This window comes from Streptomyces sp. NPDC037054, from assembly GCF_055606745.1.
The window spans coordinates 109,306-129,977 of record NZ_JBVJSJ010000016.1; the positions used below are offsets into that span (position 1 = coordinate 109,306).

Consider the following 20,672-nt stretch of genomic DNA (forward strand, 5'->3'; position numbering starts at 1 on the left):
CCAGCATTGACCCGCTGAGCGGACGTAGCACTTGGCCTTGAAGCGGGCGACGATGGTCTCGTCAGTCAGCCAGCTCAACCAGAGATCTGCCGGTAGTCGGATCGGTGTCGGGTGACCCAGGAGGGACAGCTGTTCTCCTCTGGCTGGCGCGGTCTGTCGCCTTTCGTCGATGTCCGGCAGCGGGAGTTGACCGGTGTGTTCCGTCATGGCGTGTTGTTGCCGAGTTGCTTGGGGTCAGGCGGGTAGCCCTTGGCCCGGAGCCATGCGTCGAGGGCCAGGGCAACGATGTCGCCGTGGGGTATCTCGGTGTCGGCATTGCAGCGGCGGACGCGCCGTTGGAGCTCAAGGACATCAGGAACGGCGTAGTTCAGTTGCCCGCGCTTGGTGTGCCGACTGTTGATGACCTTCAGGGTGTCCGGGTGGGGAGCAAGAGGATCACCTTGTGACTCGGACTGCGCTTCAAGCGCGTCGGCAACCGCACGCAGCTGGCCGGCATAGGTAGCGAGGTTGTGCACGGAGTGGCTCCCGTGGAGGCGACTAGGCGGCTAGCTAGCCGCCTAGTGGACTAGTGGAATAGTCGCCGGAGGGGCGACCAGCCTTCGTACTGGCGGGTCGCCCCGATCGACGAGCGGTTCGTCAGAACCCGCGGCGGCTCAACCACTCGTCCACTGCCACGCAGACGATGTCACCGATCGGCAGGTGGTCGAGATCGTTGTCGAGCGCGAAGCGTTTGATCCGTTTCTTGAGCTTCAGCGCTGCGGGAACCGATGCGTCGAGGCTTTCGCGCGTGATGTGGCGCTGATTGAGGACCGCGGCAGCCTCCGGGATGTCCTTCGGGCGGCCCGCTCCCTGCGTCCACGGCGCACCCTCATTCGATGCTGACCCTGAAGCAGCCTCGCTCTCGTACTGGGGAGCTGCTGCCCCAGCCCTGATAGGGAATGACGTTCCTTGTGCTGCCGACGCAGCCGCCCGCACGGCCACTTCGGAGGAGCCGTGCGCGGGTCCAGAGGGAGCGCCCGGAACAGGCTGAGGAGAGGTTTCAGGTGCCTCGGACGGCGCCTCAGCAGGAGAGGCCACAGGGGGCGCGCCCGACGTGTGGCCGGCGCCTCCATCCACCTGTGCGGCGATCCCCACCTGCTCTGGAGCCTGCGTCGCGGACGCTTCCTGCGTTGTCGCGGGCGACTCGACAGGGGCGGCAGTCGGCCGCGGCGAGAGGCCACTGTCCGCCGTGGAAGGCGGCGCGAGAACGGTGTCGGCGGGGTGGGCCTGCTCGGCATCCAGGTGCTCACGGGTCAGCTCGGCCGGCGGCGGAGGCGCGGCTGCCGTCTTCTTGGCGCCGCCGAGCACGTGACCCTTCGGACGGGTACGCCGAGCCGGGGGCTTCAGCTTGTCGTTGTTCTCGGTCACGCTGCGTCCAGCTCCTTCATCAGCTCGGCGTACTCGCTCAGCTCGGTCGGCACTTCGCCGAAGGCCTCCATGTAGTGCACCCAGGAATGGATCACGGTTTCCGCAAGGGGGAACGGCCCGTCACGGTCCTCGCCGAGCCCCTCACCCTTCGGGGGATTCAGCAGACTCTCCTTGGCCCTACGGGGCAGGCTGGTGCGGTCGTCCGCCTTGACCAGCACCACGTGGGCGGTGACGTCACGCTCGTTGCGTGCGGCGGCGCGCTCGGCCTCGTCGAACGTGGCCACGAGCTTGCGGCGCTCGATCTTGGTGGGGGCGACCGGCACGATCAGCCGGTCCGCCTCGGTAACAGCCTCGTGGAAGATCCGGGCGCTGCCGCCGCCGGCGTCCACCACGATCGCGCCGAACTCGGCGCGCTTGGCCTGGATGTACTCGGCGATGTCATCGAACGGGTACCGCTCGACCACCAGGTTCTCCGGGATCTCGAAGCCCTCGGCCTGGGCGACCTTGAACCAGTCGTAGGCGGACTGGCTGATGGCGTCGGCGTCCAGGAGCAGCGTGCGCAGCCCAAGGACCACGGCGTAGTAGAGGGCGATGAACCAGGCCGATGTGGTCTTGCCGGCGCCGCCCTTGAGCATTCCGACGACGACCACAAAGGCGTCCCAGGTGCTGGTCTTTGCTGCTGCCAGCGTCTTCTGGCGAGTGAGCTCGTTCACGTTTGCTTGTACTCCTAGAATGCGAAGTTGAGGTTTTTCGTCAGGCAGCGGCACAAGGATTTGTGTGGAGCAACTGCCTGACGAGGGGCCCCTCCGGGTGCCTGCCGTCACGGGCAGGCGCCCGGAAGTCGACGTGATCGCCGGTCCTTTGGGGGAGGACGAGCCGGATGCAGCGATCCGCGTGAGTTCTGCTTTCGCCCACCGCGCTGAGCGAGGCGCTCGTGCCTCCGCGTCACGCTGTTCACGGGACGGTCCTGCGCTGACGCTGTCCAGCAGAACCGTGGGGCCGCATCCGCGTCCTGGCCTGGCGCAGGAGCCGGTAGACCGTTGCGGTGGAAAGGTTGTGCTCCGCAGCGAGAACCGACACCGCAGCTCCGTTTTCGTACTTCGTCCGAAGCGCCGCCATCAGCTTCTGCCGCTCAGCGGCCTGCGCAGCGGAACGGATGCGCAGCGTCTCCTGTGCCGTGCGCGGTTTGCCGCCAGCCTCGATCAGAAGCTGACGGGCGGCCCGCTTCGTCTTGGCCCCAGCGACAGCCAGTTCCGCCAGAGTGGCGCCATGCTGCTCGTACAGTCGGCGCAGGTGAGTTGCCAAGCGGCGGCGCGCCGGAGCTTCACGCATGCGGCGCGTCTCCCACGAAGTACGCATCACCGTCCCGGCGCTGCGGAGCCGGTTGATGACCGTGCCGTACGAGAGGCCACTGATTTCCACGAGTTCCTGAACCGTGGATCCGGCCTCGTAGCACTTCCGCAAAGCCGCGGGAGTGGTGGGCGGTTGATGGTCGCCCTGTACTGGGCGCTGATCCGTCATGCGGCGGACTCCCATTCTCTGAGTGCGTTCGTGTAGGCGGCGGCAAGCTCGTCATATGAGCGCTCGTCGCGCGGAGTAATGAGGATCAAGCGGCCGTCCGTGGCGATCCGCCACTCCGGGTCCGCCACTCCTGTGGCCGGGTTGGTCACGGCTCCGTGCGGCCCGTGCCACTCAGCGGAGATCTCGTCTGGTCGAACGGCAGGAACCAGCACCGAACGGCCATCACGGACCATCACCAGCGCCTTGGTCCGATGCTCCGCCAGGCCCTCCAGCGCCTTGCGGTACGCCGCCCTTTCAGCAGCATGGAGAGCCTTGCGGCTGGCTGAGGTCCCTGTCGTTCCGTACTGGTCGGCGATCCGGTCCCAACCGTGTGCAGGCGTCACTTGGAGGTCGGTAACAGCGTCCGGGTGGCTGTTACCGAAGCCTTCCAGGGCCCTGGGGGCCAAGGACCAGGTTTCGCCGGTCTGGTGGACCAAGCCATGGCTCAAGAGCCGGTTCAGGGTTCGGTAGGCGGTTGCCCGCGAGACGGACGCTGTGGCGACGAGTTCGCTGGCGGTCTGGTGGGGACGTGCATGCAGAGCACCGATCACCATGAGAGCGGAGCTGCCCAGAGCCTGGTGCGTGAAGGCGTCGTGCCCCATGAGGCTGCCGATGACGGTGGAATCGACGTCTGCACGCGATCCCGTCTCAGGGGTGTTCCACTCCTCAAGTTCCGGGTCGGGGGGGAACTGAGTGGTACGAGATCGAGACTCGGGTGACTGAATGGCAGCACCAGGCCCGTCGCCGAGGTACCAGGTTGAGCCTTCCCTGCCCCGTCCGACCTTCAGCCGGCGCAGCCATCCTGCAGGCACGAGAACGCTTTCGTAGGCCTTCCGCAGGGTCTGCCGCGATACTCCTGCCTCTTCCGCTGTCTGACGTTCGCTGGCCGCGTGCAGGCGGCCTCCGGCGATCTCCGCGAAGTTCAGGTGGGCACGAAGCACACGCAGCGCGGTCCTGCCTCGCTCGCCGCGCCATGGGGTGGTCTCGATGCGGGCCCGCAGGGCCGCGAGGTCCTCGTAGGACTGCTCGCGTGACTCGACCCGTGTCGTGCTACTGACCGCGGCGCAGGCGCTGTCCCAGACTCGACGGATGTACGACAGGGCGCGAGCCTGGCCCGAGCGCTGCGCTATGTACTGCGGATGCCTACCGCCCTCGTGGTCCGGGTGCATGAGGAGTTGTGTGAGCTGATCGAGAGTTCCTCCACAACGTGCGACGTGGCAGGCGATGGCGGCGGTGACACGGTGCCCGTGCTCGGACACGCCCTGGCGGTCACCGCGGCGTACGACCTCTCCGTCACGGCCGAGCTTGCTGTAGCAGCCGGCGGCGTAGCGACCAGTGAGGTCTCCGAGGAGGACCAGGTCGGCGGCGGCCTGAGGGAGGTGGGCCAGTCCCAGGGGCTTGGTGTGGCCGCCTCTGACTGCCTCTGGATGGGGTTTTCCTGGAGGCGCAGCCTTCTGTGAGTGCTGCGAACGGGGTACGGCGTATGGCATTCTGGGGTCGTCTCGCGAAAGACATGGACGCCACCGGGGCCCGCTAAAACCACGGGTGGTGTCCGGAACCGACCTCCAATCGGTGCCCAGCGAAGAGCCTCCAGGATGGCCGTCCTGGAGGCTTTCGTGTGCCTGGCTCCGGTGGAGGCAGGCATCCCCATCGCGGCTCGACCGGGGAGACCGTGAAGGAGTCGGAGTCGTCGGCCTGTCCGGTTCCGGACTCCCGGGCCGCTCAGGCGGCTGGAGCAGAGGGGTTGCCTCTGGCTGCCTCTGAGCGACCCGGGTCGATCCGGGGTCGAATCAGAGCGATTTCCTCTGACTGCCTCCGATCGCCTCTGCAACCCGTCCTAGCAGGTCACAGCCGGTTCGACCCACAAAGCCGCAGGTCAGGAGGGGGCTGCTGGAGAACCCGGCGTACAGCCCGACTCGTCTGCCGCTCTTTATTTTCGCAGGTCAGAGGCCATGTTTTCTCGCTGAACAAAGCGTCCGGGTCGAATCCGGGTCGAATTTTGGTCCTGAGTATCGTCCGTCCGGTCTGATCAGCGGGTGGGCGTAATACAGGGCATATCGGGCGATCGGTTAGTGGGAGGCGTAGCCGGAAGGCCGTAGGCGGCAGGGCGGGAAGCCTCGGGTGGGCTCGAAGTATTGTCCGCCGTGTCTCCGGTGGAGTGGGCCGTGCGGTCTGAGCCTTACCGGCGATATCGGCACACTCATTCTGGTGGGCGGTCAGGTTTCTTTGAGCTGCAGGTCAAGTCGCTTCGCAATCTGAGTACGAGTGGCGAGTTCAGGTCATTTGCATTGCAACGCGGTGCCCGCTGTTAGGGCCGGACTCGAGAACACCTGGTCGACTCGGCACCGTGTGGACTGGCGCGATGACAAGGGGCCTCCGGCTGGACTGCGGCGATCCACAACGAGACCACTTGGCGCAATGTGCGTAACGCCGCATGGCGCGCCCCACCGCATAGGTGCCTCATTCGCCACGACCGATGGTGTTTGGGGCAGGCTTCACGGATGGACGGTGCCCGAAGCGAACCAGTCGCGAGCTGTTGCCTCCGCTCCGTCTGGGAGGTCGTTGATGAAGACCACGGCCAGGCCGCGGCGGGCTCGTGAGCAGCAGACGTAGAAGAGGTTGCGTGAGCGCTCGGTGCGCTCAGGTTTGTCGGTGCCGGCAAGCATCTTGCCGATGTTGTACATGGTCCAGACAGAGTCGTCGATCACTACGACGACATTCTCGAACTCGTCACCTTTGACGCCGTGTTGGGTTGAGAAAGGCGTGAGTTCATCGATGAACTGGGTGACGCTGATGACTTCCCGGTAGGAGACAGCACGGATGTTGTTGGAGAAGTCCGCTTGCCGCTTGTGTCGCTCGTCGAGGTCGACTGCGGTTCTGCGGCGCTCGCGGTCTTTCACTCGTCCGGGCATGGCCAAGAGAGGGCTGTCGGCCATGAGGTCCAGCACATCGCCGATGGTCCCGGTCGCGCGCACCGTGTCGAGCTCGCGAATTGCTTCGCTGATGATCCTCTTGTCGGTGTGCCGGGTGATGCGTCTCTTTCCCTGGCCCAGCAGGTCTGTCAGTTCCACGAAGTCCCTGGCCTGGTAGGCCGCGCACAGGGCTTCGATCTGCGTCAGGTACTGAATGTAGGGCTCGTTGCGCGCCATGAGGTCATCGGGGCCGTGGCCGCCGAGCTGCCGGTACTGTTCCAGCAGGTTGGCGTATTCGAGGGTGCCCGCGATGCCACGATGAGTCAGCAAGAGGTACTTCGCGTTCTCAAGTGACCAGCCCTTGCTCGCGAGGATGGCTTGAGCGGTATCCAGCCGTCGCGGGCCGGGCGGCACGTCGGTGCTGAGGAAGAGGTGTACCTCGCCCTCCTGCTGCTTCCCGGAGGCCTGCTGGCGGAGTTCGGGCCGCATCTTGTTGAGAACGTCGACCACAGGGCGCGAACATCGGTAGTTCTCGATTTTGGTGATGGGCGTGAGCTTGTCGTGCCGGACTGCCCCCACGCCGGATCGGTAGATCTTCTGCATTGAGTCGCCGAAGAGGCCGATCACACAGAGTTCCTTGCCTACTCCTGCCAGGTGGTTCAGCAGCAGGTCGATCGTCTTCGGCGAGGTGTCCTGGTACTCGTCGACGAAGATGACCGGATATTTGCTGGTGATGATGCGTATGAGTTTGGGGTGGGTAGCGACGAGCCGCAGGGACAGAGCGATGACATCGTCGTGGGATATGCGACCCTCGCTCAGCTTCCGCCCGCGGTCGGAGTACTCGATCACTGAGGGAGCGGCCACGTCAGTGAGGTCTTCTGGCTTTGACAGGTTCTCGTTGTAGTCGAGGATCTGCTGCCAGAGCTCACGCGGGTAGGCCTGGATGACGCTCCAGAGAAACTCGTGGATGGTGCCGACGGCGACGAGCGGGTCCGCCGAGATGCGTTCGAGGATCTTCTTCTTGGCGACGTTCGTGTATGTGATGCAGGCGATCAGTCGGCCGTGCGCCTCAAGTTCCGTACGCCGGTGGCTGAGGAGGTACTGAAGGGCGCGGACGAGATCGGTCGTCTTGCCGGCGCCTGCTCCTGCTTCCACGAGGAAGCTGCGCCGGGCGTCCAGCTCTTCGACCACGGCTTCGAGGGTGCTCAGGCGAGCCACTGGAGTCCTTCGGCGATGTAGCGGGGGACGGCCCAGTCCTCCAGGAGCATGACGTCGAACGCGAAGTCGGTCTTGTGCTTGGAGAGCCGTTTGGCGATGGCGAACGCGTGGCCTTCGATGTCTTCAGGGGCAGGGTCGGCCCCGACTTCCTGAACGAAGGCTCTCTTCAGCTCCAGGTGCCGCAGGTCTCGGGCGAGGATTGCTGCGTTGGCGATGATGAAGGCGTCCTCGAAGCTGCGCGCACAGACGCCTGCCTGCTTCTCCGGAACCTGGTACGCCACGCGCACGTGACCGTGCTCCTTCTCGTTCGCGCCGACGTCGAGGAGCTTCGCGATGCTGGAATGACCCGGAAGCCAGTTCTTCAACGTGGAGTTCGAGGTGACCGCCTGCGCGGTGCTCGGCGGGCAGGCCTTCTGATCTGTGGGGCTGACGGAGTCGATGTCGGTGATGACCAAGGTCTTCACGTTGAGGAAGTCGAGCAGTTCCCGGAATCGGACCGCGTAGGCGTCACCGACCTCGATGACCGACACGTACTGGTGCAGGAGGCCTTCGGCGCACCGACGGACCATCTCCGGCAGCAGCAGTCGCTCCGCGGTGCCCTCGATGAGGATCACCTTGTCGGCGAAGAACATGTCGCAACGGTGCAGGACCATGTACTGGCGCAGGAACCGCAGCGTCTCGTCACCCTGAGGAGTGGCCTTGACCTTCGCCTGGAAGGTGGAAAGGTCCTTGACCTTGCCGTCCGGCTCGGAGCGGTCGAAGTACCGCACTGAGTGAAACCCGCCGCTGGCGACGATGTGCGAAGAGTGCGTGGTGATGACCACCTGCACCTTCCACGGGGCCTTGCGCTTGATGAAGTCCTGAATGTTCTTGATGAAGACCTCCTGCATCTGGGGATGCAGGTGGGCCTCGGGCTCCTCGATGAACAGCACCTGGAGTGCCGGCTTCGGGGCAGCACGCTCGTACGCCTGGTGAAAGCTGATGACCTGCAGGATCGTGAAGATCAACTTGCTGTAGCCGAGCCCATTGTGGCTCTCAGGAAGGTGGTAGTCGCCGTCTCCAGACGAATACTGGAGCCGAGTGCTGCCCCTGAGGATGCCTGAGCCCTCCATGAGAGACACGATGCGGGGCTTCTCGACGGGTGTGATCGTCCCAACCCCGAAGCTACGGAGGTCTTCGAAGACCGGGTCGAACAGCGATTTGTAGCTGGTGTCGAGCTCCAGCGACGCTGCGGCCAGGGCGTCCTCGATCTGCTCGATGCTCTGATGACGCCCCTCAGGCCCGCTCTTCACCTTGTAGTAGGTCTCGAACGTCTTGGACAGCGTGCGGGCTTTGTCTCCTGGGGTGTCGTCGACCTTGGTCTGCGCGTAGACGAACTTGACTGAGACGATCGCCTGCGCGGCACTGCGCTTGATCTCCTTTGTCACCTTCTCGTCGAGCGGGCTCACTGCTCGGAAGACGGGGGCGAAGTAGTCCGTGAAGTTCTTGCGCAGCCACTTGATGGGCTCGAACTTCGGCCTCTGACTCGCCGTCCAGAACTCCTTGAGCAGGTCGTGCGGCCTTACTGCCTCCAGCGCCGCTTCGATCTTGACCGTGAAACAGGAGTCGTCGAGGTCCAGGATCACGTCCGTGAGCGGAGCGAGGTCGTCGTCCTCGGCGTACTCGATCGTGAGTCCCAGCCGGATGGACGGCACGAGCTCGTACGCCTTGGTCAGCAGGCCTTCCCGCGTCTCCTGATCGCCTTCGGCCGCATGACTCTGTGCTTCACCGAAGATCTGAAGTGCCTGCTCGATGCCGGGGATCCGGCAGGTGGAGAAGTCCTCCAGCACGAAGCGGGTGTCGTCGTCGCCGAAGAACTTCTCAAAGAGGTTGACGAACGATGTCTTACCGCTGTTGTTGCGTCCCACGATGAGCGTGGTCTGGTGATCGATCCGCACGTCCGCCTTGTCCAAGGCGCGGAAATTGATCACGTTGGCATGGGTCAGCTGCATCGCACTCCCGACATCGTTCCAACCCCGCTCACGGGTAGACGCACCCGTGCGACCGCCGTGAGTCAAATCAGTATCTGACACTGAAGGGACAGAGGTGTTCCCTTGGCTCAAAGTGGTCGATGGCGCCTCAGGTTGTCGCCCTTTAGACCCGGTTCCGACGTCTGGGTGGGACAACTGGTGCGCAGTCAGCGGTACGGGGTGTCCGTGCATGACACTCGCTGTGACGTGCCGGACGCCATGGCAGCTGGGTGGTGTCGTCTCATCCCTGATGGTTCGTTTCCTTGCCGTTTGGAGGCGAAGCCGAACGGGAGGTGATATCTACTGAAAGGATGGCCAAGGACATGCAGTTAAAGGGCAGTTGATGGGTAAGGAGCCGCATGTGGCTGGCATGATCAACGGGCGGTTTCATCTGCTGCCGCAGGCGGAGAAGCGCCAGGGTGGCATGGCTGAGGTGCGCAAGGCAGTGGATGTCCTGAGCCCCGAGGGCGCGTACGCGGCGGTGAAACTGCTCAAGCGGCGTGACGACGAGGAGAGCACGCGGATCTTCCTCGACCGTGAGACCGCGTCGTTGCGGGCCCTGAGCCATCCGAACATCGTGCGGATGTTGGACTCGGGCTGGGACGAGGGACTGGAGCAGTACTTCATTGTCCTGGAGTGGGTAGACAGGAGCCTGAAGGATGAGATGAACGGGGGCCGGCCGCTGGACTGGCCAGCCTACTTCGTCCGCATCGGGCGGCCGTTGGTATCTGCTCTCGCCTACGCTCACGAACACCGGGTGGAGCACCGGGACATCAAGCCCGGAAATGTCCTCCTGACCAATGACGGTGTGGTCAAACTCGCCGACTTCGGCATCGCCAAGGTCGTGGAGACTGCGGCCGCACCTGCGACGGATCACACGGTCGCCGACTACGGTTCCAGCTTGTACAAGCCGCTGGAGAAGAGCAGCGTCGGCTGGGTCAGGGATGTCTATGCGTACGCTGCCCTGGCCATCCAGGTTCTGTCAAACAGCAAGGCCCGCGATTACCCCGGACTGCTCTCCGCGCTGGACGAGCTGGAGATGGACACCGATGTCCGCGCGATTCTGAAGTCCTGCATCGACCTCGAACCGCAGAAGAGGCCGGCCAACGCCATCGTGCTGGAACACCAGTTGCTGGAGGCGGAGCGACGGTGCGGCAATCGTGACGCGCGGCAGCGTAATTCGGTGTGGCTGAAGATGACCAAGAGCGCCGCAGAGAAGCTCGTCACCGTGCCCGAGGGGAAAGAGCTGAGCCTCGACCAGGTCATGTCGCAGGCCAAGTCGGAGGTCATGTCCGATATCTCGGGCACCGTGCACGTCGACTACGGTTGGAGCCCGGCGACGAAAGAGGTCGACACCGAGACGGTGCGGGTCTTCGGTCGGAAGCTGTTCCTGCGCATGGTCGGCGACGACAACAACTCCGACCGGTGCGTCATCGTGTCCGCGGAAGAGCGGCCGGAGGAGTGGCTGGCGAGGCGCCGGGAGTCTGCGCTCAAGCTTGATGCGATTCTGAGCTGGACCTTCTACGATCCCGGCGAGGACCCGGCCAACCGCGGGCTGAACGTGTTGCTGGCGGGCCTCAACACACATGTGGAGGCCCGCGAGGAGAAAAACAGCGAGGACCGGCGGCAGAATCTCGGGGATCTCTTCGACGGATGGCGGCACGTCCTGGAAGCGCGCGAGGAGATCGCGGCGAACGGGCGGCAGCCCGTCGCCTACGACAGGACGGACGGCACCTCGTACACGCGGTCCTTCCACCTGGGCGCCACCGAGACGGTGGTGGAGATCGGCGACGAGTGGTCGGTCGTGGAGTACCCCTACAGCCGGCCTATCGACCGGGGTGTCGTCACCGGTCGGACCGAGGACACTGTCCAGCTCCGTATGACTCGTGCCAAGACGGCGCTGCCACGTCGCGGATACCTGCTGCCCTATCTCGGCCCCAGCCAGAGCGCCATCAGCCGGCAGCGGGACGCGCTGTCCGCGGTCGCCGCCCAGCAGAGCAGCAACCCCCTTCTGGGCAAGATCATTGAGAGTCCGCAGGGGATGCCGGTCCTGCCTCCGGTCGAGGTCACCTCCTGGGCCCGTGCCGACCTTGACCAGAGCAAACGGGATGTCGTTGTGCGAGCGTTGGGGACGCAGGATCTTGTGCTGGTCGAGGGCCCGCCTGGCACTGGTAAGACCACGGTGATCGCGGAGATTGTCGAGCAGACACTCAACCGCAAGCCGGACGCACGAATCCTCATCGTCAGTCAGACTCACATCGCCATCGACAACGCGTTGCACCGTCTGGAGGAGGCGGGTATCGACGGCCTGGTGCGCTTGGGTCGCCCCGACGATCCTCGCATCGATCCCGCTGCGCAGGCGCTGCTGCTGGACCGGCAGGTCAAGAGGTGGACGCAGAGCGTTCGAGCCCGGGCGGAGAGGCACCTGGAAGCGGTCGCGACCCGGAAGAAGCTGGAGGCACGGCACCTGAAGGCGGCACTCCTGCTCGAGGAGGCGGCCGCCGTCGCCACCGACCTTGCGCACGTCGAGGCCCGGCTCGCGGAACTGACCGCTCAGCCTCTACCCGACCGCACCACCTCCGCGCGGGAACTGGGAGAGGAAGCGGTCACAGCGAGTGCCCGTCGGGAGACACTCCTCGAACAGCGTGCGTCCCTCGTCGCCGAGATCCAGAGCGCCCTAGACGGTGACCTCACCCTGCGCGAGGCCATGACCGCGCGGGAGTGCCGGGACGCCGTCGAGGCCTTGTTTCCGGCAGCAGGCCCGGGACAGGACCTCATGCGATTGCTGCGTCTGCAGGGCGAATGGCTCAAGCGGGCCGGCAGTGACCCGCACCTGATCGCCAGTTTCCTGCGGACCCGGAACGTGGTAGGCGGCACAGCCCTGGGCTTCTTGGGGCATCCAGCGGCCCGTGCCCTGGACTTCGACCTGTGCATCTTCGACGAGGCGTCGAAAGCGACCGCCACCGAGGCACTGGTCCCGCTGGCCCGTGCGAAACGGTGGGTGCTGGTCGGGGACACCAGGCAGCTCCCGCCGATCGACGAGGACCTGCTGCGCAACACCAAGGCCATGGAAGACCACCAGCTGACCCCGGAGATCGTGCAGACGACGCTGTTCCAGCACCTGGCGGACAATACCCAACCGCCGGTCAAGCACCTGCTGCGCGAGCAGTACCGGATGACGCCCGCCATCGGCAACATGATCAGTAGCTGCTTCTACGACGACGAGCTGATCTCTCCCAACCCGCACGAGCTGGAGGGGTACAGAGGCCTCAACCGCCCTGTGCTTTGGATGGACACCAGCTTTCATCCGGGGCGGCGTGAGACAGAGCGGTCCGGCACCGAGACCAGTGTCTCCAACCGACTCGAGGCGCAGATCGCGCAGAAACGTCTGGAGGTCATCGACTACGCGATCGGGAAGGGGGCCATCCAGCCGCCCGGTGACAAGCCTCTCGAGGTTTTGGTCATCGCGCCCTACGGCCGTCAGGTCGAGACGCTCAAGAAGCAGCTGGCCAAGAAGAAACTCAGGCACTTCACACCCGAGGTGCTCTCCGTCGATGCCGTGCAGGGCCGCGAGTGCGACCTCGCCGTCTTCTGCGTGACACGCAGCAACTCCGACGGCCGGTTCGGATTCCTGGGGCAGCCCTACTGGCGGCGCATCAACGTCGCCCTCTCCCGCGCTCGTTTCGGGCTGATCATCGTCGGGGACGCCGGCTTCTGCCGCAGCAAACCCGGCGCCCTGCGCAACGTCCTCCACTACATGAGCAGCCACCCGGAAGACTGCGAGATCCGCGATGCCAACGTTCAGTGAGGACAGCCTGCTGGCCGTCCGCTTCGGAAATGCCCGCACCGGGTTTGACCTCGTCGACATCGTCGACGCGGCCTTGCCCGTCGCCCGCATCACCGCCGAGGTCCTCGCTCAGGACAGCAAAGACATCCCCCTGCTGGAGGAGTACGTCCTGCGGCTCGTCGACCAAGGGGTGCAGACACCGGAATCCATCGCCGGGTTCCTCGGCCTGGACGTCGCCATGGTCAACCAGACCGTGGCGGTCCTCTTCGGCTCCGACGACCTGCGCTGGACTGCTCCCGTGCCCGGCACAGCGCCCATTCCGCGGCTGCGCCTGACCGAGAAGGGCCGCTTCACCGCGACGAAGGCGGCCGCTATCGTCCCGGTACGGGTCAGCCAGTCCCTCGTCTTCGACCAGATGCTGTGGCGGGCCTCCCCCTACAGCCGCCGCAGTACCATCGCCCGGGACGTGGCCACCGAAGCCGGAATGATCATGCTGCCCACCGCGCGGTCTGGTCCCGTCGAGGACGGAGAAGTGACAGCCGAGGAGATCACCACCCTCCTTCAGGAGAACGGCACCGCCACCCGCGAAGTCCTGCAGGTCAAAAGCATCGTCCAGACCCGGACCCGTCACGTCCTGCCGGTCAAGCTCCTCGTCTACGCAGACGCCGAACGCGTTGACATTGAACTCGGTGTCGTCATCGACGGCGAACTGAGCGACCGCCACGAGATCGAACTGATCGGCCTCGGCGGCGCCAAGGGGCTCGGCATCAACGTAGAGCGCGAGTCTGAGCGCCCCCCGCTGGAACCTGACCTCGAAAAGGCCCGGATCCCCCTGCAGGAGGTCACCCAGAAACGCGCGGAGCAGGCAGCCGTCCAACTCAACTCCCCGGCACCCCTTCCCTCAGAGCCGAAGGCCCTTGAGCCGCAGGCAGAGGAGATCCGCGCAATCGGAGTCTTCGAGCACCCCGAACTCCTCGATGAAGCCCTTACCAGCGCCCGGAAACGCATCCTGATCATCTCGCCGTGGATCACCGGCGCGATCGTCACCACGGCGTTCATCGGCAGGCTGGAACGACGACTGCAGCGGGGCGTGAAGGTCGACATTGCCTACGGCTACGACGACAGTGAGAACAGGACCGACCCGAATGCCATCAGACGGCTCAACAACCTCGCTGCTCGATATACCGAGAAGCTGCACGTGGCACGCCTCAAGAGCAACCACGCCAAGATCCTCTTCTTCGACGACGCCTGGGTGACCACCTCCTTCAACTGGCTGTCCTTCAAGGGCGATCCAGACCGCACCTACCGAGTGGAGGAAGGCACCCTGATCCGGAACCGAAAGAAATCTGACGCCTACTACACCCGCTACCTCGGACTTATCGACGACAACCGCCGATAGGCCGCACCGCGGAACCCCGCCTGCCTCTTAGTCGGCTTCCCGCCCCTTGAGCCGGGGCGGCTGGACCAGGTGAGGCCGCCCGCGAAGGCCGCAGGAACGCCAGCAGTGACCTCATCCAGAATGCACGCAGGAGGCCGGCGAACGATCACCGTTCCTCGGCCTTGGGAGGTTGAGGTCCGGCGGGTAGTCCTTGGCTTGCAGGAATGCGTCGAGGGCAAGGGCGACGATGTCGCCGTGTTGAAGCCGTGATCTGCGTGGAACCAACGGCCGCCACACCGCTCGCGGCCAAATCAACTACGCCGTCCCAGACGCTCTCCAACTTCAGCGCCGTATTTGCCGATTTCGTCTACCTCGCCGAGGCTGAGCGTCAGCCAGTCGCCGTCGGCCACGAAGTCCAGTCCGGGCGCTTCGTCGTTGATCTGGGACAGGTGGAACGCCATGATGCCGTCCCTGTGCCGTCCAACGTACGGGCGGTGGGCGCCCATGGCGGTGAACGGGCCGTGGTGAAAGTGCTCGTTTGGGTCCTCGTGGTCCGCCGGGTCTCCCGTACAGAATGAGACGCCACCGGGGCAGGAGAATGTGTCCGAACCATTTGGTGGCTCGCCATTGGTGGAGGCATCCATCGTGTCCGCGAGGGCCTCAAGGGCATCGGCGAACCTGCGGAGCTCCTTCGTCTTCGAGCGGGCCTCGATCGCGTCCGTGCCCGTCTCACCCAGACCTATGACCGGGTCGGAACCCGTGAAGTCCAGCAAACGCGCGTCTGGTCCCTGTCATAGACGGGCCGGATTCGGATGCCTGGGGCAGGGCGCGGGTGTGACCGCTGGCTTCCTGCCTTCTGTTGCCTGGCTCTTCGTTGCTCAGCCTCGCTCAGCCCGCGCACACGTCCTTCGTCCTAGCAATATCTGTCCTAAGGGCTGCCGTTCGGCGGTAAACTGCGCGCCCTTTGTGGCCCGTTAGGACGGCGATGTCTCGTCACGAAGTACGGCTGATCACTAGCAGGAGACACGATGTTCTGCTTCATGAGGAACATCGCGCAACGGAACGGAGTCGGCTCTGACTGGGAAGAACTTGCACAGTGCGGCACACGCCCTGGTTGCCGCGTTTGGCGCGTCCTCGGATTGCCAGGGTGGCGAGACCGAGCAGAGCGGGTTCGTCCCGGGACGTCATCTCGATGTAGTTGCCGGCCGTGGTGAGGTCCTGGCGTATCTCCATGAGCAGAGGTGGTTCCACTGCTGACTGAATACGGCCAGTTGATTGCTGAATACCTTGGCCCTTTGTGAGGGAGCACCGTCCGCGTCACAGTGAGCGTACGGGCGTCGTTGGGTATGCACCTGTGCGCTGTCCGCCTCGTATGCGCTGTCACGAGAGCGGGAGGCACGCCCAGACCGTCTTGCCGGAAGGTGGGTACGGGGCGGTGCCCCAGTGGGTGGAGAGTGCGTCGACCAGGAGCAGGCCGCGGCCGGATTCCGCGGTGGGGTCGGGGGTCGCAGACGTACGGCGCTGGAGGGGGCGTTCGCCTCGCGGGTCGGCGACCTCGATACGGAGCGTGGCCGCGGGCCGCGGCTCGATCGTCAGCGCGAGCCGGAAGCAACGGCCTGTCATACGGCCGTGGGTGACGGCGTTGGCGGCCAGTTCGGCGACGATCACGGCGGCGGACTCGGTTGCCGTGGACGTGGGTGGCAGTCCCCATTCGGCGAGTTGCCGCACGGTCAGCAGGCGGGCCAGGCGGGCGCCCCGGGGCGTGGCGCTGAGGAGTTGGGTGAAGCGGACAGCTGCGGCCCGAGGGGTGGAGATTTCTGACTTCATGTCACCGAGCGTGGTCGGCTCGCACTACCCTGACCAGGGGATCCTCCGGTACGGAGGGTGCGTGTACCGGTACGGACGGTGTCCTGTGCGGGGTGTCGGCCGTGACCTGAGAGACGGGGTGACGGTGTCGGAGACGGCGGAGTCGTACGACGAGGGTGAGCTGAGCAGTGACCTGATGCGGGCGGTCGGCAAGCAGGTCAAGGTGCTTCGGGAGCGGGCCGGGTGGACGCAGCGGGAGCTGGGGGACCGGCTCGGGTACAGCGAGGACCTGATCTCCTCGCTGGAACGGGGACGGCGTACGCCCCAGGCCGAGTTCCTGGCGGCCGCTGATGAAGTGCTGGGCGCGGGTGGCGTGTTGAAGGCCACGATCGAGGACGTGGAGAAGGCCAAGGCGCGGGCCAGGGTGCGGCATCCGGCTTGGTTCCGGGACTACGCGCGATTGGAACGGGATGCCGTTGAGATCAACTTCTACAACAACCATGACGTACCTGGCCTGCTGCAGACCGAGCGGCGGACCCGGGCGCTGTACGAGATGCGCAAGCCGTTGCTGGACGAGGAGACCATCGAGCAGCGAGTGGCCTCTCGGATGGATCGGCAGGAGATCCTCACACGCTGGCCGTCACCAATGGTGACGACTGTCATCGAGGAGACAGTGCTGCGGCGGCCGTTGGGAGGGTGGGAGGTGCATCGGGAGCAGTTGCAACAGTTGCTCAAGCTCGGGCGGCTGCGCAACGTGGAGCTTCAGGTGATGCCGACGGACCGCAACGAGCACGCGGGCATGGGAGGTCCGTTCGTCCTGCTCACTCCGAAAGGGAAGGCGCAGGTGGGATACACCGAGGCGCAGAGCAGTAGCCGACTGATTACAGACGCGGAGGAAGTCCGTATCCTGGCCGCACGGTACGGCAGCATCCGGGCTCAGGCGCTTACTATGCGGGAGTCCTTGGCCATGATCGAGAACTTGCTGGGAGAGCGATGAGTACTGCGGAACCTGCGCGTCTCGCTTGGTTCAAGAGCAGCTACAGCGGCAACGAGGGCGGCGAATGCCTGGAAGTCGCCCCCGTGCCCGGCACCGTGCACGTCCGTGACTCCAAAGCGCCCGCTCGTGCTCAACTCGCCTTCCCCGCCTCGGAGTGGGCCGCGTTCGTTCGGTACGCCGCCGGGGGCAACGCCGCGTAGCCGCCGCTCAGGCGAACCCCGGCATCACCCGCTCCGCGATCAACCGCAACTGTGTGTTCACGTCCGCCGCCCCCGCCAGGTCACGCCCCGTGAAGGCGCGGACCAGGGCGCGGTCCGTGATCGCGCAGATCATGTGGTTCACGCCGCTGGGTGCGATGTCGCGGCGGATCTTCTCCGCGCACTCCTCCGGCGTCCCCGCCACCGACAGGCGTTCGGCGATCTCCGGGGAGGTCAGTTCGATGCCGCGGGCCAGGTCGCCGGCCGCGATCGCCTCGACCACCGGCTTCAGGTCGGCCGGGTCCACGCCGTTGCGGCGCAGTTGCTCCTCCGGCATGGAGGACGCGTAGATGCCGACCATGCTGCGCGCCGCCTCCTTGGCGACCGCCGAGTCCGGGCCCGTGGCGAAGACCACCCAGGCCCCGATGTCGAGCGTCCGCCAGTCCTTGCCGGCGCGTTCGGCGCCCGCCCGGATGTGGCGCACGGCGTAGTCGTAGGCCTCGCGGGTGTAGCTCAGGGCGTGGTGGCAGCCGTCCGACAACTCGCCCGCCGCCTCGAAGGACTTCGGCCCGCGCATCGCGCCGAGCTTCAGCGGCAGCCGCGTCTGGACCGGCCGGGCGAACGTGAACAGGCCGTCGTACGAGAAGAATTCGCCGTCGTACGTGATGGTGCCCTCGTCGAGGAACGTGCGCATCACGTGCAGTGCTTCCTTCACGCGGGACAGCGGTCTGGTGCGGGCCCAGTCGATGCGGTACTGGGCGAGCAGGCCGAAGTTGCCGCTGGACAGGACGCCTTCGGCGCGGCCGCCGGAGAGTTCGTCGAGCGTCGCGAGGGCCTGCGCGATCAGCGTCGGCTCGCGCAGGGTCACGGGGGAGACGCTCGGGCCGAGGCGGATGCGGCTGGTCTGCCCGGCGGCCGCCGCGAACAGCAGCCACAGGTCCTTGTGCCAGGTCTCGTCGGCGGCGTAGCAGGCGTGGAAGCCGAGTTCGTCGGCCAGCCGGACGGATTCCAGGGACTCGGCCAGGGGGTAGTCGGGGAGCATGGCGTAGCTGAACTTCACGGGCGCCACCTTCCGTCGGGGCAATGGCGTGCTGTCGTGTCGTGCTCTGCCATCCCCGAGCATGTGAGCCCGTGCGGTCAACTGTCCAGTGATTGGCGGGAGTTGGCGCGTCCAGATTTTGGTGTGTCCGAGGGGACGGTCTCGGATCCTGCCGGACGGCGCGCGAACACCCCGCGCCCTACTCCTCGAACAACGGCTCCTGCTCGCCCTCCCGCTCCCGCCGCAGCCGCCGTACGCGCGCCCCCACCACCAGGGCCGTCGCCGCGCCCGTCACCGCGAACGCGGCCGGGATCATCCAGTTCCGGTTGACGGCGTGGCCCAGCGCGTGGTCCAGGGAGATCCGGCCGGGGCCCGTGACGGCGAGGCCGGCCGCCGTCAGGCCGAGGGTGGCGGCGTACTCGTAGCCGCCACTCTGGTTGAAGAAGCCGTTGGGGGCGTGCACCGCGGCGGCGCCCGCCATCGCGCCCGCCGCTGCCGCGCCGGCCGCGGGCGTGGCCAGGCCCAGCGCCAGCAGGGTGCCGCCGCCCAGTTCCGCGACCCCGGCGGCGGTCGCGCTGGCCGTGCCCGGGGCGTACCCGACGGACTCCATGAACTGGCCGGTGCCCTCGATGCCGCCGCCGCCGAACCAGCCGAACAGCTTCTGCGCGCCGTGCGCCGCGAGCGTGGCACCGGCGCCCAGCCGGAGCAGCAGCAGGCCCAGATCGCCTCGGTCGTAACAGGTCACGGTGTCTCCCGGGTCGCCTTGCGGGGTGGGTGCGAGAAGGGGTGCATGCGCGGGCGCTGCCGCCCGCGCGCCGTTCCACCGTCGCACCTGCACCACTCGACCGGCCCGTCCGGACCGCCGTTCGGGTGGCGGGGGCCCCAAGGCGGTGTGACGCTGCCCACATGACCATTCAGACAGCCAAGCTGAGCGACCCCGCGGTCCGCGCCTTCGTCAACGCGGTCAACTCCCACGACCGCGAGGGCTTCATGACGCTCCTCGCGCCGGGCGCCACCATGTCCGACGACGGTTCCGACCGGGACCTCGCCGACTGGATCGACCGGGAGATCTTCTCCTCGCACGGCCACATGGAGGTGGACAACGAGTCCCGCGGCGGCCGGTCGCTCGTCGCCCGCTACCGCAACGACACCTGGGGCGAGATGCGCACCCGGTGGACCTTCACCGTCGACGACGACGGCCGCATCTCCCGCTTCGAGACGGGGCAGGCCTGACGCCCCCGGCGCCGCCGCGAGCGGCGGTGGTACCGCAGGCGGTGGTACGGCAGTCGTTCCACCCACCGGTGCGCACCCCGCGGTCCCTCGCGGAGTCCACCCCCATCCGGTGCGTGGAACGACTGCCCCTCCCCCCTCGGGATGGTCCGGGAGTCCGTCGGCACGGGGCCCCGACATCGGGCCCACCGACGGAAGTCAGTGCGTCAACTGTGAAGTTCTGATGGAGACGAGTTGAGCATAAGGCCTTGACCGGCCGCAATGGTGCGGATGGTCAAATTCCGTTTGTGTTGATAGGGAAGGGCCGGTCGGGTCAGCCACGGCCCACGTACGGCATCGCCGTCGCCAGCACCGTCGCGAACTGCACGTTCGCCTCCAGCGGCAGCTCCGCCATGTGCCGCACCGTGCGCGCCACATCGGCCACGTCCATCACCGGCTCGGGCGCGATCTCCCCGTTGGCCTGCAACGCTCCCGTCTCCATACGGGCCGTCATGTCCGTCGCCGCGTTCCCGATGTCGATCTGACCGACCGCGATCCGGTACGGCCGCCCGTCCAGCGACAGCGACTTGGTCAGGCCCGTGAGAGCGTGCTTCGTCGCCGTGTACGCCACCGAGTGCGGGCGCGGCGTGTGCGCCGAGATCGAGCCGTTGTTGATGATCCGGCCGCCCTGCGGGTCCTGCTCCTTCATCTGCCGGTACGCGGCCTGCGCGCACAGGAACGCCCCGTGGAGGTTGGTGTCCACCACGTGCCGCCAGGCGTCGTAGGGCAGTTCCTCCACCGGCACGCCGCCCGGGCCGAACGTGCCCGCGTTGTTGAACAGCAGGTCCACCCGGCCGAAGCGCTCCACGGTCGCCGCGAACAGCGCGGTCACCTCCGTCGGGTGTGACACGTCCGTCCGCACGGGCAGCGCCCGCGCCTCGGCGTTCCCCGGCGCGAGCCGGGCCGTCTCCTCCAGCGTCCCGGTCCGGCGGCCGGCCAGCGTCACCGACCAGCCCGCGCGCAGGAGTTCCACGGCGACCGCGCGGCCGATGCCGGAACCCGCCCCGGTCACCACCGCGATACGCGGCGTTTCGTCCGTCTGCATGGCATTCATGGGCCCGCAGCGTACGGGAGGCCCGGCGTCCGGATCTCA

At 66.3% G+C, this 20,672-nt stretch carries 18 protein-coding genes; 6 read left to right on the forward strand and 12 right to left on the reverse strand.

Features of this window, described 5'->3' with window-relative positions:
- Nucleotides 1–203: 203 nt before the first annotated feature.
- The 5 genes from ACZ7D7_RS30740 to ACZ7D7_RS30760 form a co-directional block, all read right to left on the reverse strand.
- On the reverse strand, nt 204–515 hold the full coding sequence (locus tag ACZ7D7_RS30740; RefSeq protein WP_470828569.1) for a hypothetical protein: 312 nt from the start codon (nt 513–515) through the stop codon (nt 204–206).
- A 121-nt stretch (nt 516–636) separates the two neighbouring features.
- Nucleotides 637–1,407, reverse strand: coding sequence for a hypothetical protein (locus ACZ7D7_RS30745; RefSeq protein ID WP_470828571.1), 771 nt, complete (start codon nt 1,405–1,407; stop codon nt 637–639).
- Nucleotides 1,404–2,120 carry a ParA family protein gene (locus ACZ7D7_RS30750; protein ID WP_014676526.1) on the reverse strand — a complete coding sequence of 239 codons (717 nt, stop codon included), beginning with the start codon at nt 2,118–2,120 and terminating at the stop codon, nt 1,404–1,406. The genes ACZ7D7_RS30745 and ACZ7D7_RS30750 overlap by 4 nt, the downstream gene beginning before the upstream one ends.
- A gap of 241 nt (nt 2,121–2,361) precedes the next feature.
- A complete protein-coding gene (locus ACZ7D7_RS30755; RefSeq protein ID WP_470828572.1) occupies nt 2,362–2,928 on the reverse strand; it encodes a helix-turn-helix domain-containing protein in 567 nt (188 codons plus the stop codon).
- Entirely contained in the window at nt 2,925–4,136 is a 1,212-nt protein-coding gene (locus tag ACZ7D7_RS30760; protein ID WP_470828573.1) for a helix-turn-helix domain-containing protein, read from the reverse strand. The genes ACZ7D7_RS30755 and ACZ7D7_RS30760 overlap by 4 nt, the downstream gene beginning before the upstream one ends.
- Between ACZ7D7_RS30760 and ACZ7D7_RS30765 the strand changes: the two genes are divergently transcribed.
- Nucleotides 4,107–4,427 (forward strand): hypothetical protein, encoded by a 321-nt coding sequence (locus ACZ7D7_RS30765; RefSeq protein ID WP_470828574.1) that lies wholly within the window; start codon nt 4,107–4,109, stop codon nt 4,425–4,427. The genes ACZ7D7_RS30760 and ACZ7D7_RS30765 overlap by 30 nt on opposite strands.
- Nucleotides 4,428–5,462: 1,035 nt before the next feature.
- On the opposite strand, the gene ACZ7D7_RS30770 is transcribed toward ACZ7D7_RS30765, so the two are convergent.
- A complete protein-coding gene (locus tag ACZ7D7_RS30770) occupies nt 5,463–7,070 on the reverse strand; it encodes a UvrD-helicase domain-containing protein (protein WP_470828576.1) in 1,608 nt (535 codons plus the stop codon).
- 14 nt (nt 7,071–7,084) lie between these two features.
- Nucleotides 7,085–9,088: an ATP-dependent nuclease gene (locus tag ACZ7D7_RS30775; RefSeq protein ID WP_470828577.1), complete on the reverse strand. Its 2,004-nt coding sequence runs from the start codon at nt 9,086–9,088 to the stop codon at nt 7,085–7,087.
- A 388-nt stretch (nt 9,089–9,476) separates the two neighbouring features.
- Between ACZ7D7_RS30775 and ACZ7D7_RS30780 the strand changes: the two genes are divergently transcribed.
- Complete coding sequence (locus ACZ7D7_RS30780) at nt 9,477–12,914, forward strand: AAA domain-containing protein (protein ID WP_470828630.1); 3,438 nt, start codon at nt 9,477–9,479, stop codon at nt 12,912–12,914.
- On the forward strand, nt 12,898–14,292 hold the full coding sequence (locus ACZ7D7_RS30785; protein ID WP_470828579.1) for a phospholipase D-like domain-containing protein: 1,395 nt from the start codon (nt 12,898–12,900) through the stop codon (nt 14,290–14,292). The genes ACZ7D7_RS30780 and ACZ7D7_RS30785 overlap by 17 nt, the downstream gene beginning before the upstream one ends.
- Before the next feature lie 290 nt (nt 14,293–14,582).
- Here the strand turns inward: ACZ7D7_RS30785 and ACZ7D7_RS30790 are convergent, their stop codons facing one another.
- Both ACZ7D7_RS30790 and ACZ7D7_RS30795 read right to left on the reverse strand, forming a co-directional pair.
- A complete protein-coding gene (locus tag ACZ7D7_RS30790) occupies nt 14,583–15,044 on the reverse strand; it encodes a hypothetical protein (protein WP_470828580.1) in 462 nt (153 codons plus the stop codon).
- 607 nt (nt 15,045–15,651) lie between these two features.
- Nucleotides 15,652–16,098, reverse strand: a complete 447-nt coding sequence (locus tag ACZ7D7_RS30795) for an ATP-binding protein (protein WP_470828581.1) — start codon at nt 16,096–16,098, stop codon at nt 15,652–15,654.
- Between the two features lie 175 nt (nt 16,099–16,273).
- Here ACZ7D7_RS30795 and ACZ7D7_RS30800 point away from each other — a divergent pair, with 175 nt between their 5' ends.
- Entirely contained in the window at nt 16,274–17,074 is an 801-nt protein-coding gene (locus ACZ7D7_RS30800; RefSeq protein ID WP_470828631.1) for a helix-turn-helix domain-containing protein, read from the forward strand.
- Nucleotides 17,071–17,274, forward strand: a complete 204-nt coding sequence (locus ACZ7D7_RS30805; RefSeq protein WP_470828582.1) for a DUF397 domain-containing protein — start codon at nt 17,071–17,073, stop codon at nt 17,272–17,274. The genes ACZ7D7_RS30800 and ACZ7D7_RS30805 overlap by 4 nt, the downstream gene beginning before the upstream one ends.
- A 7-nt stretch (nt 17,275–17,281) precedes the next feature.
- On the opposite strand, the gene ACZ7D7_RS30810 is transcribed toward ACZ7D7_RS30805, so the two are convergent.
- Entirely contained in the window at nt 17,282–18,331 is a 1,050-nt protein-coding gene (locus tag ACZ7D7_RS30810) for an LLM class flavin-dependent oxidoreductase (protein WP_470828583.1), read from the reverse strand.
- Nucleotides 18,332–18,509: 178 nt separating this feature from the next.
- On the reverse strand, nt 18,510–19,055 hold the full coding sequence (locus ACZ7D7_RS30815) for a DoxX family protein (protein WP_470828584.1): 546 nt from the start codon (nt 19,053–19,055) through the stop codon (nt 18,510–18,512).
- 161 nt (nt 19,056–19,216) lie between these two features.
- Here ACZ7D7_RS30815 and ACZ7D7_RS30820 point away from each other — a divergent pair, with 161 nt between their 5' ends.
- Complete coding sequence (locus tag ACZ7D7_RS30820) at nt 19,217–19,543, forward strand: nuclear transport factor 2 family protein (protein ID WP_470828585.1); 327 nt, start codon at nt 19,217–19,219, stop codon at nt 19,541–19,543.
- A gap of 310 nt (nt 19,544–19,853) precedes the next feature.
- Here the strand turns inward: ACZ7D7_RS30820 and ACZ7D7_RS30825 are convergent, their stop codons facing one another.
- Nucleotides 19,854–20,633, reverse strand: a complete 780-nt coding sequence (locus tag ACZ7D7_RS30825; RefSeq protein ID WP_470828587.1) for an SDR family oxidoreductase — start codon at nt 20,631–20,633, stop codon at nt 19,854–19,856.
- Between the last annotated feature and the right edge of the window lie 39 nt (nt 20,634–20,672).

Bases quoted from the DNA above. Each gene is read 5' to 3' on its own strand.
- ACZ7D7_RS30755 (WP_470828572.1), bottom strand. From the start codon at position 2,928: ATGACGGATCAGCGCCCAGTACAGGGCGACCATCAACCGCCCACCACT.
- ACZ7D7_RS30765 (WP_470828574.1), top strand. From the start codon at position 4,107: ATGCCTACCGCCCTCGTGGTCCGGGTGCATGAGGAGTTGTGTGAGCTG.
- ACZ7D7_RS30760 (WP_470828573.1), bottom strand. From the start codon at position 4,136: ATGCACCCGGACCACGAGGGCGGTAGGCATCCGCAGTACATAGCGCAG.
- ACZ7D7_RS30775 (WP_470828577.1), bottom strand. From the start codon at position 9,088: ATGCAGCTGACCCATGCCAACGTGATCAATTTCCGCGCCTTGGACAAG.
- ACZ7D7_RS30780 (WP_470828630.1), top strand. From the start codon at position 9,477: ATGATCAACGGGCGGTTTCATCTGCTGCCGCAGGCGGAGAAGCGCCAG.
- ACZ7D7_RS30785 (WP_470828579.1), top strand. From the start codon at position 12,898: ATGCCAACGTTCAGTGAGGACAGCCTGCTGGCCGTCCGCTTCGGAAAT.
- ACZ7D7_RS30795 (WP_470828581.1), bottom strand. From the start codon at position 16,098: ATGAAGTCAGAAATCTCCACCCCTCGGGCCGCAGCTGTCCGCTTCACC.
- ACZ7D7_RS30800 (WP_470828631.1), top strand. From the start codon at position 16,274: ATGCGGGCGGTCGGCAAGCAGGTCAAGGTGCTTCGGGAGCGGGCCGGG.
- ACZ7D7_RS30805 (WP_470828582.1), top strand. From the start codon at position 17,071: ATGAGTACTGCGGAACCTGCGCGTCTCGCTTGGTTCAAGAGCAGCTAC.
- ACZ7D7_RS30820 (WP_470828585.1), top strand. From the start codon at position 19,217: ATGACCATTCAGACAGCCAAGCTGAGCGACCCCGCGGTCCGCGCCTTC.
- ACZ7D7_RS30825 (WP_470828587.1), bottom strand. From the start codon at position 20,633: ATGAATGCCATGCAGACGGACGAAACGCCGCGTATCGCGGTGGTGACC.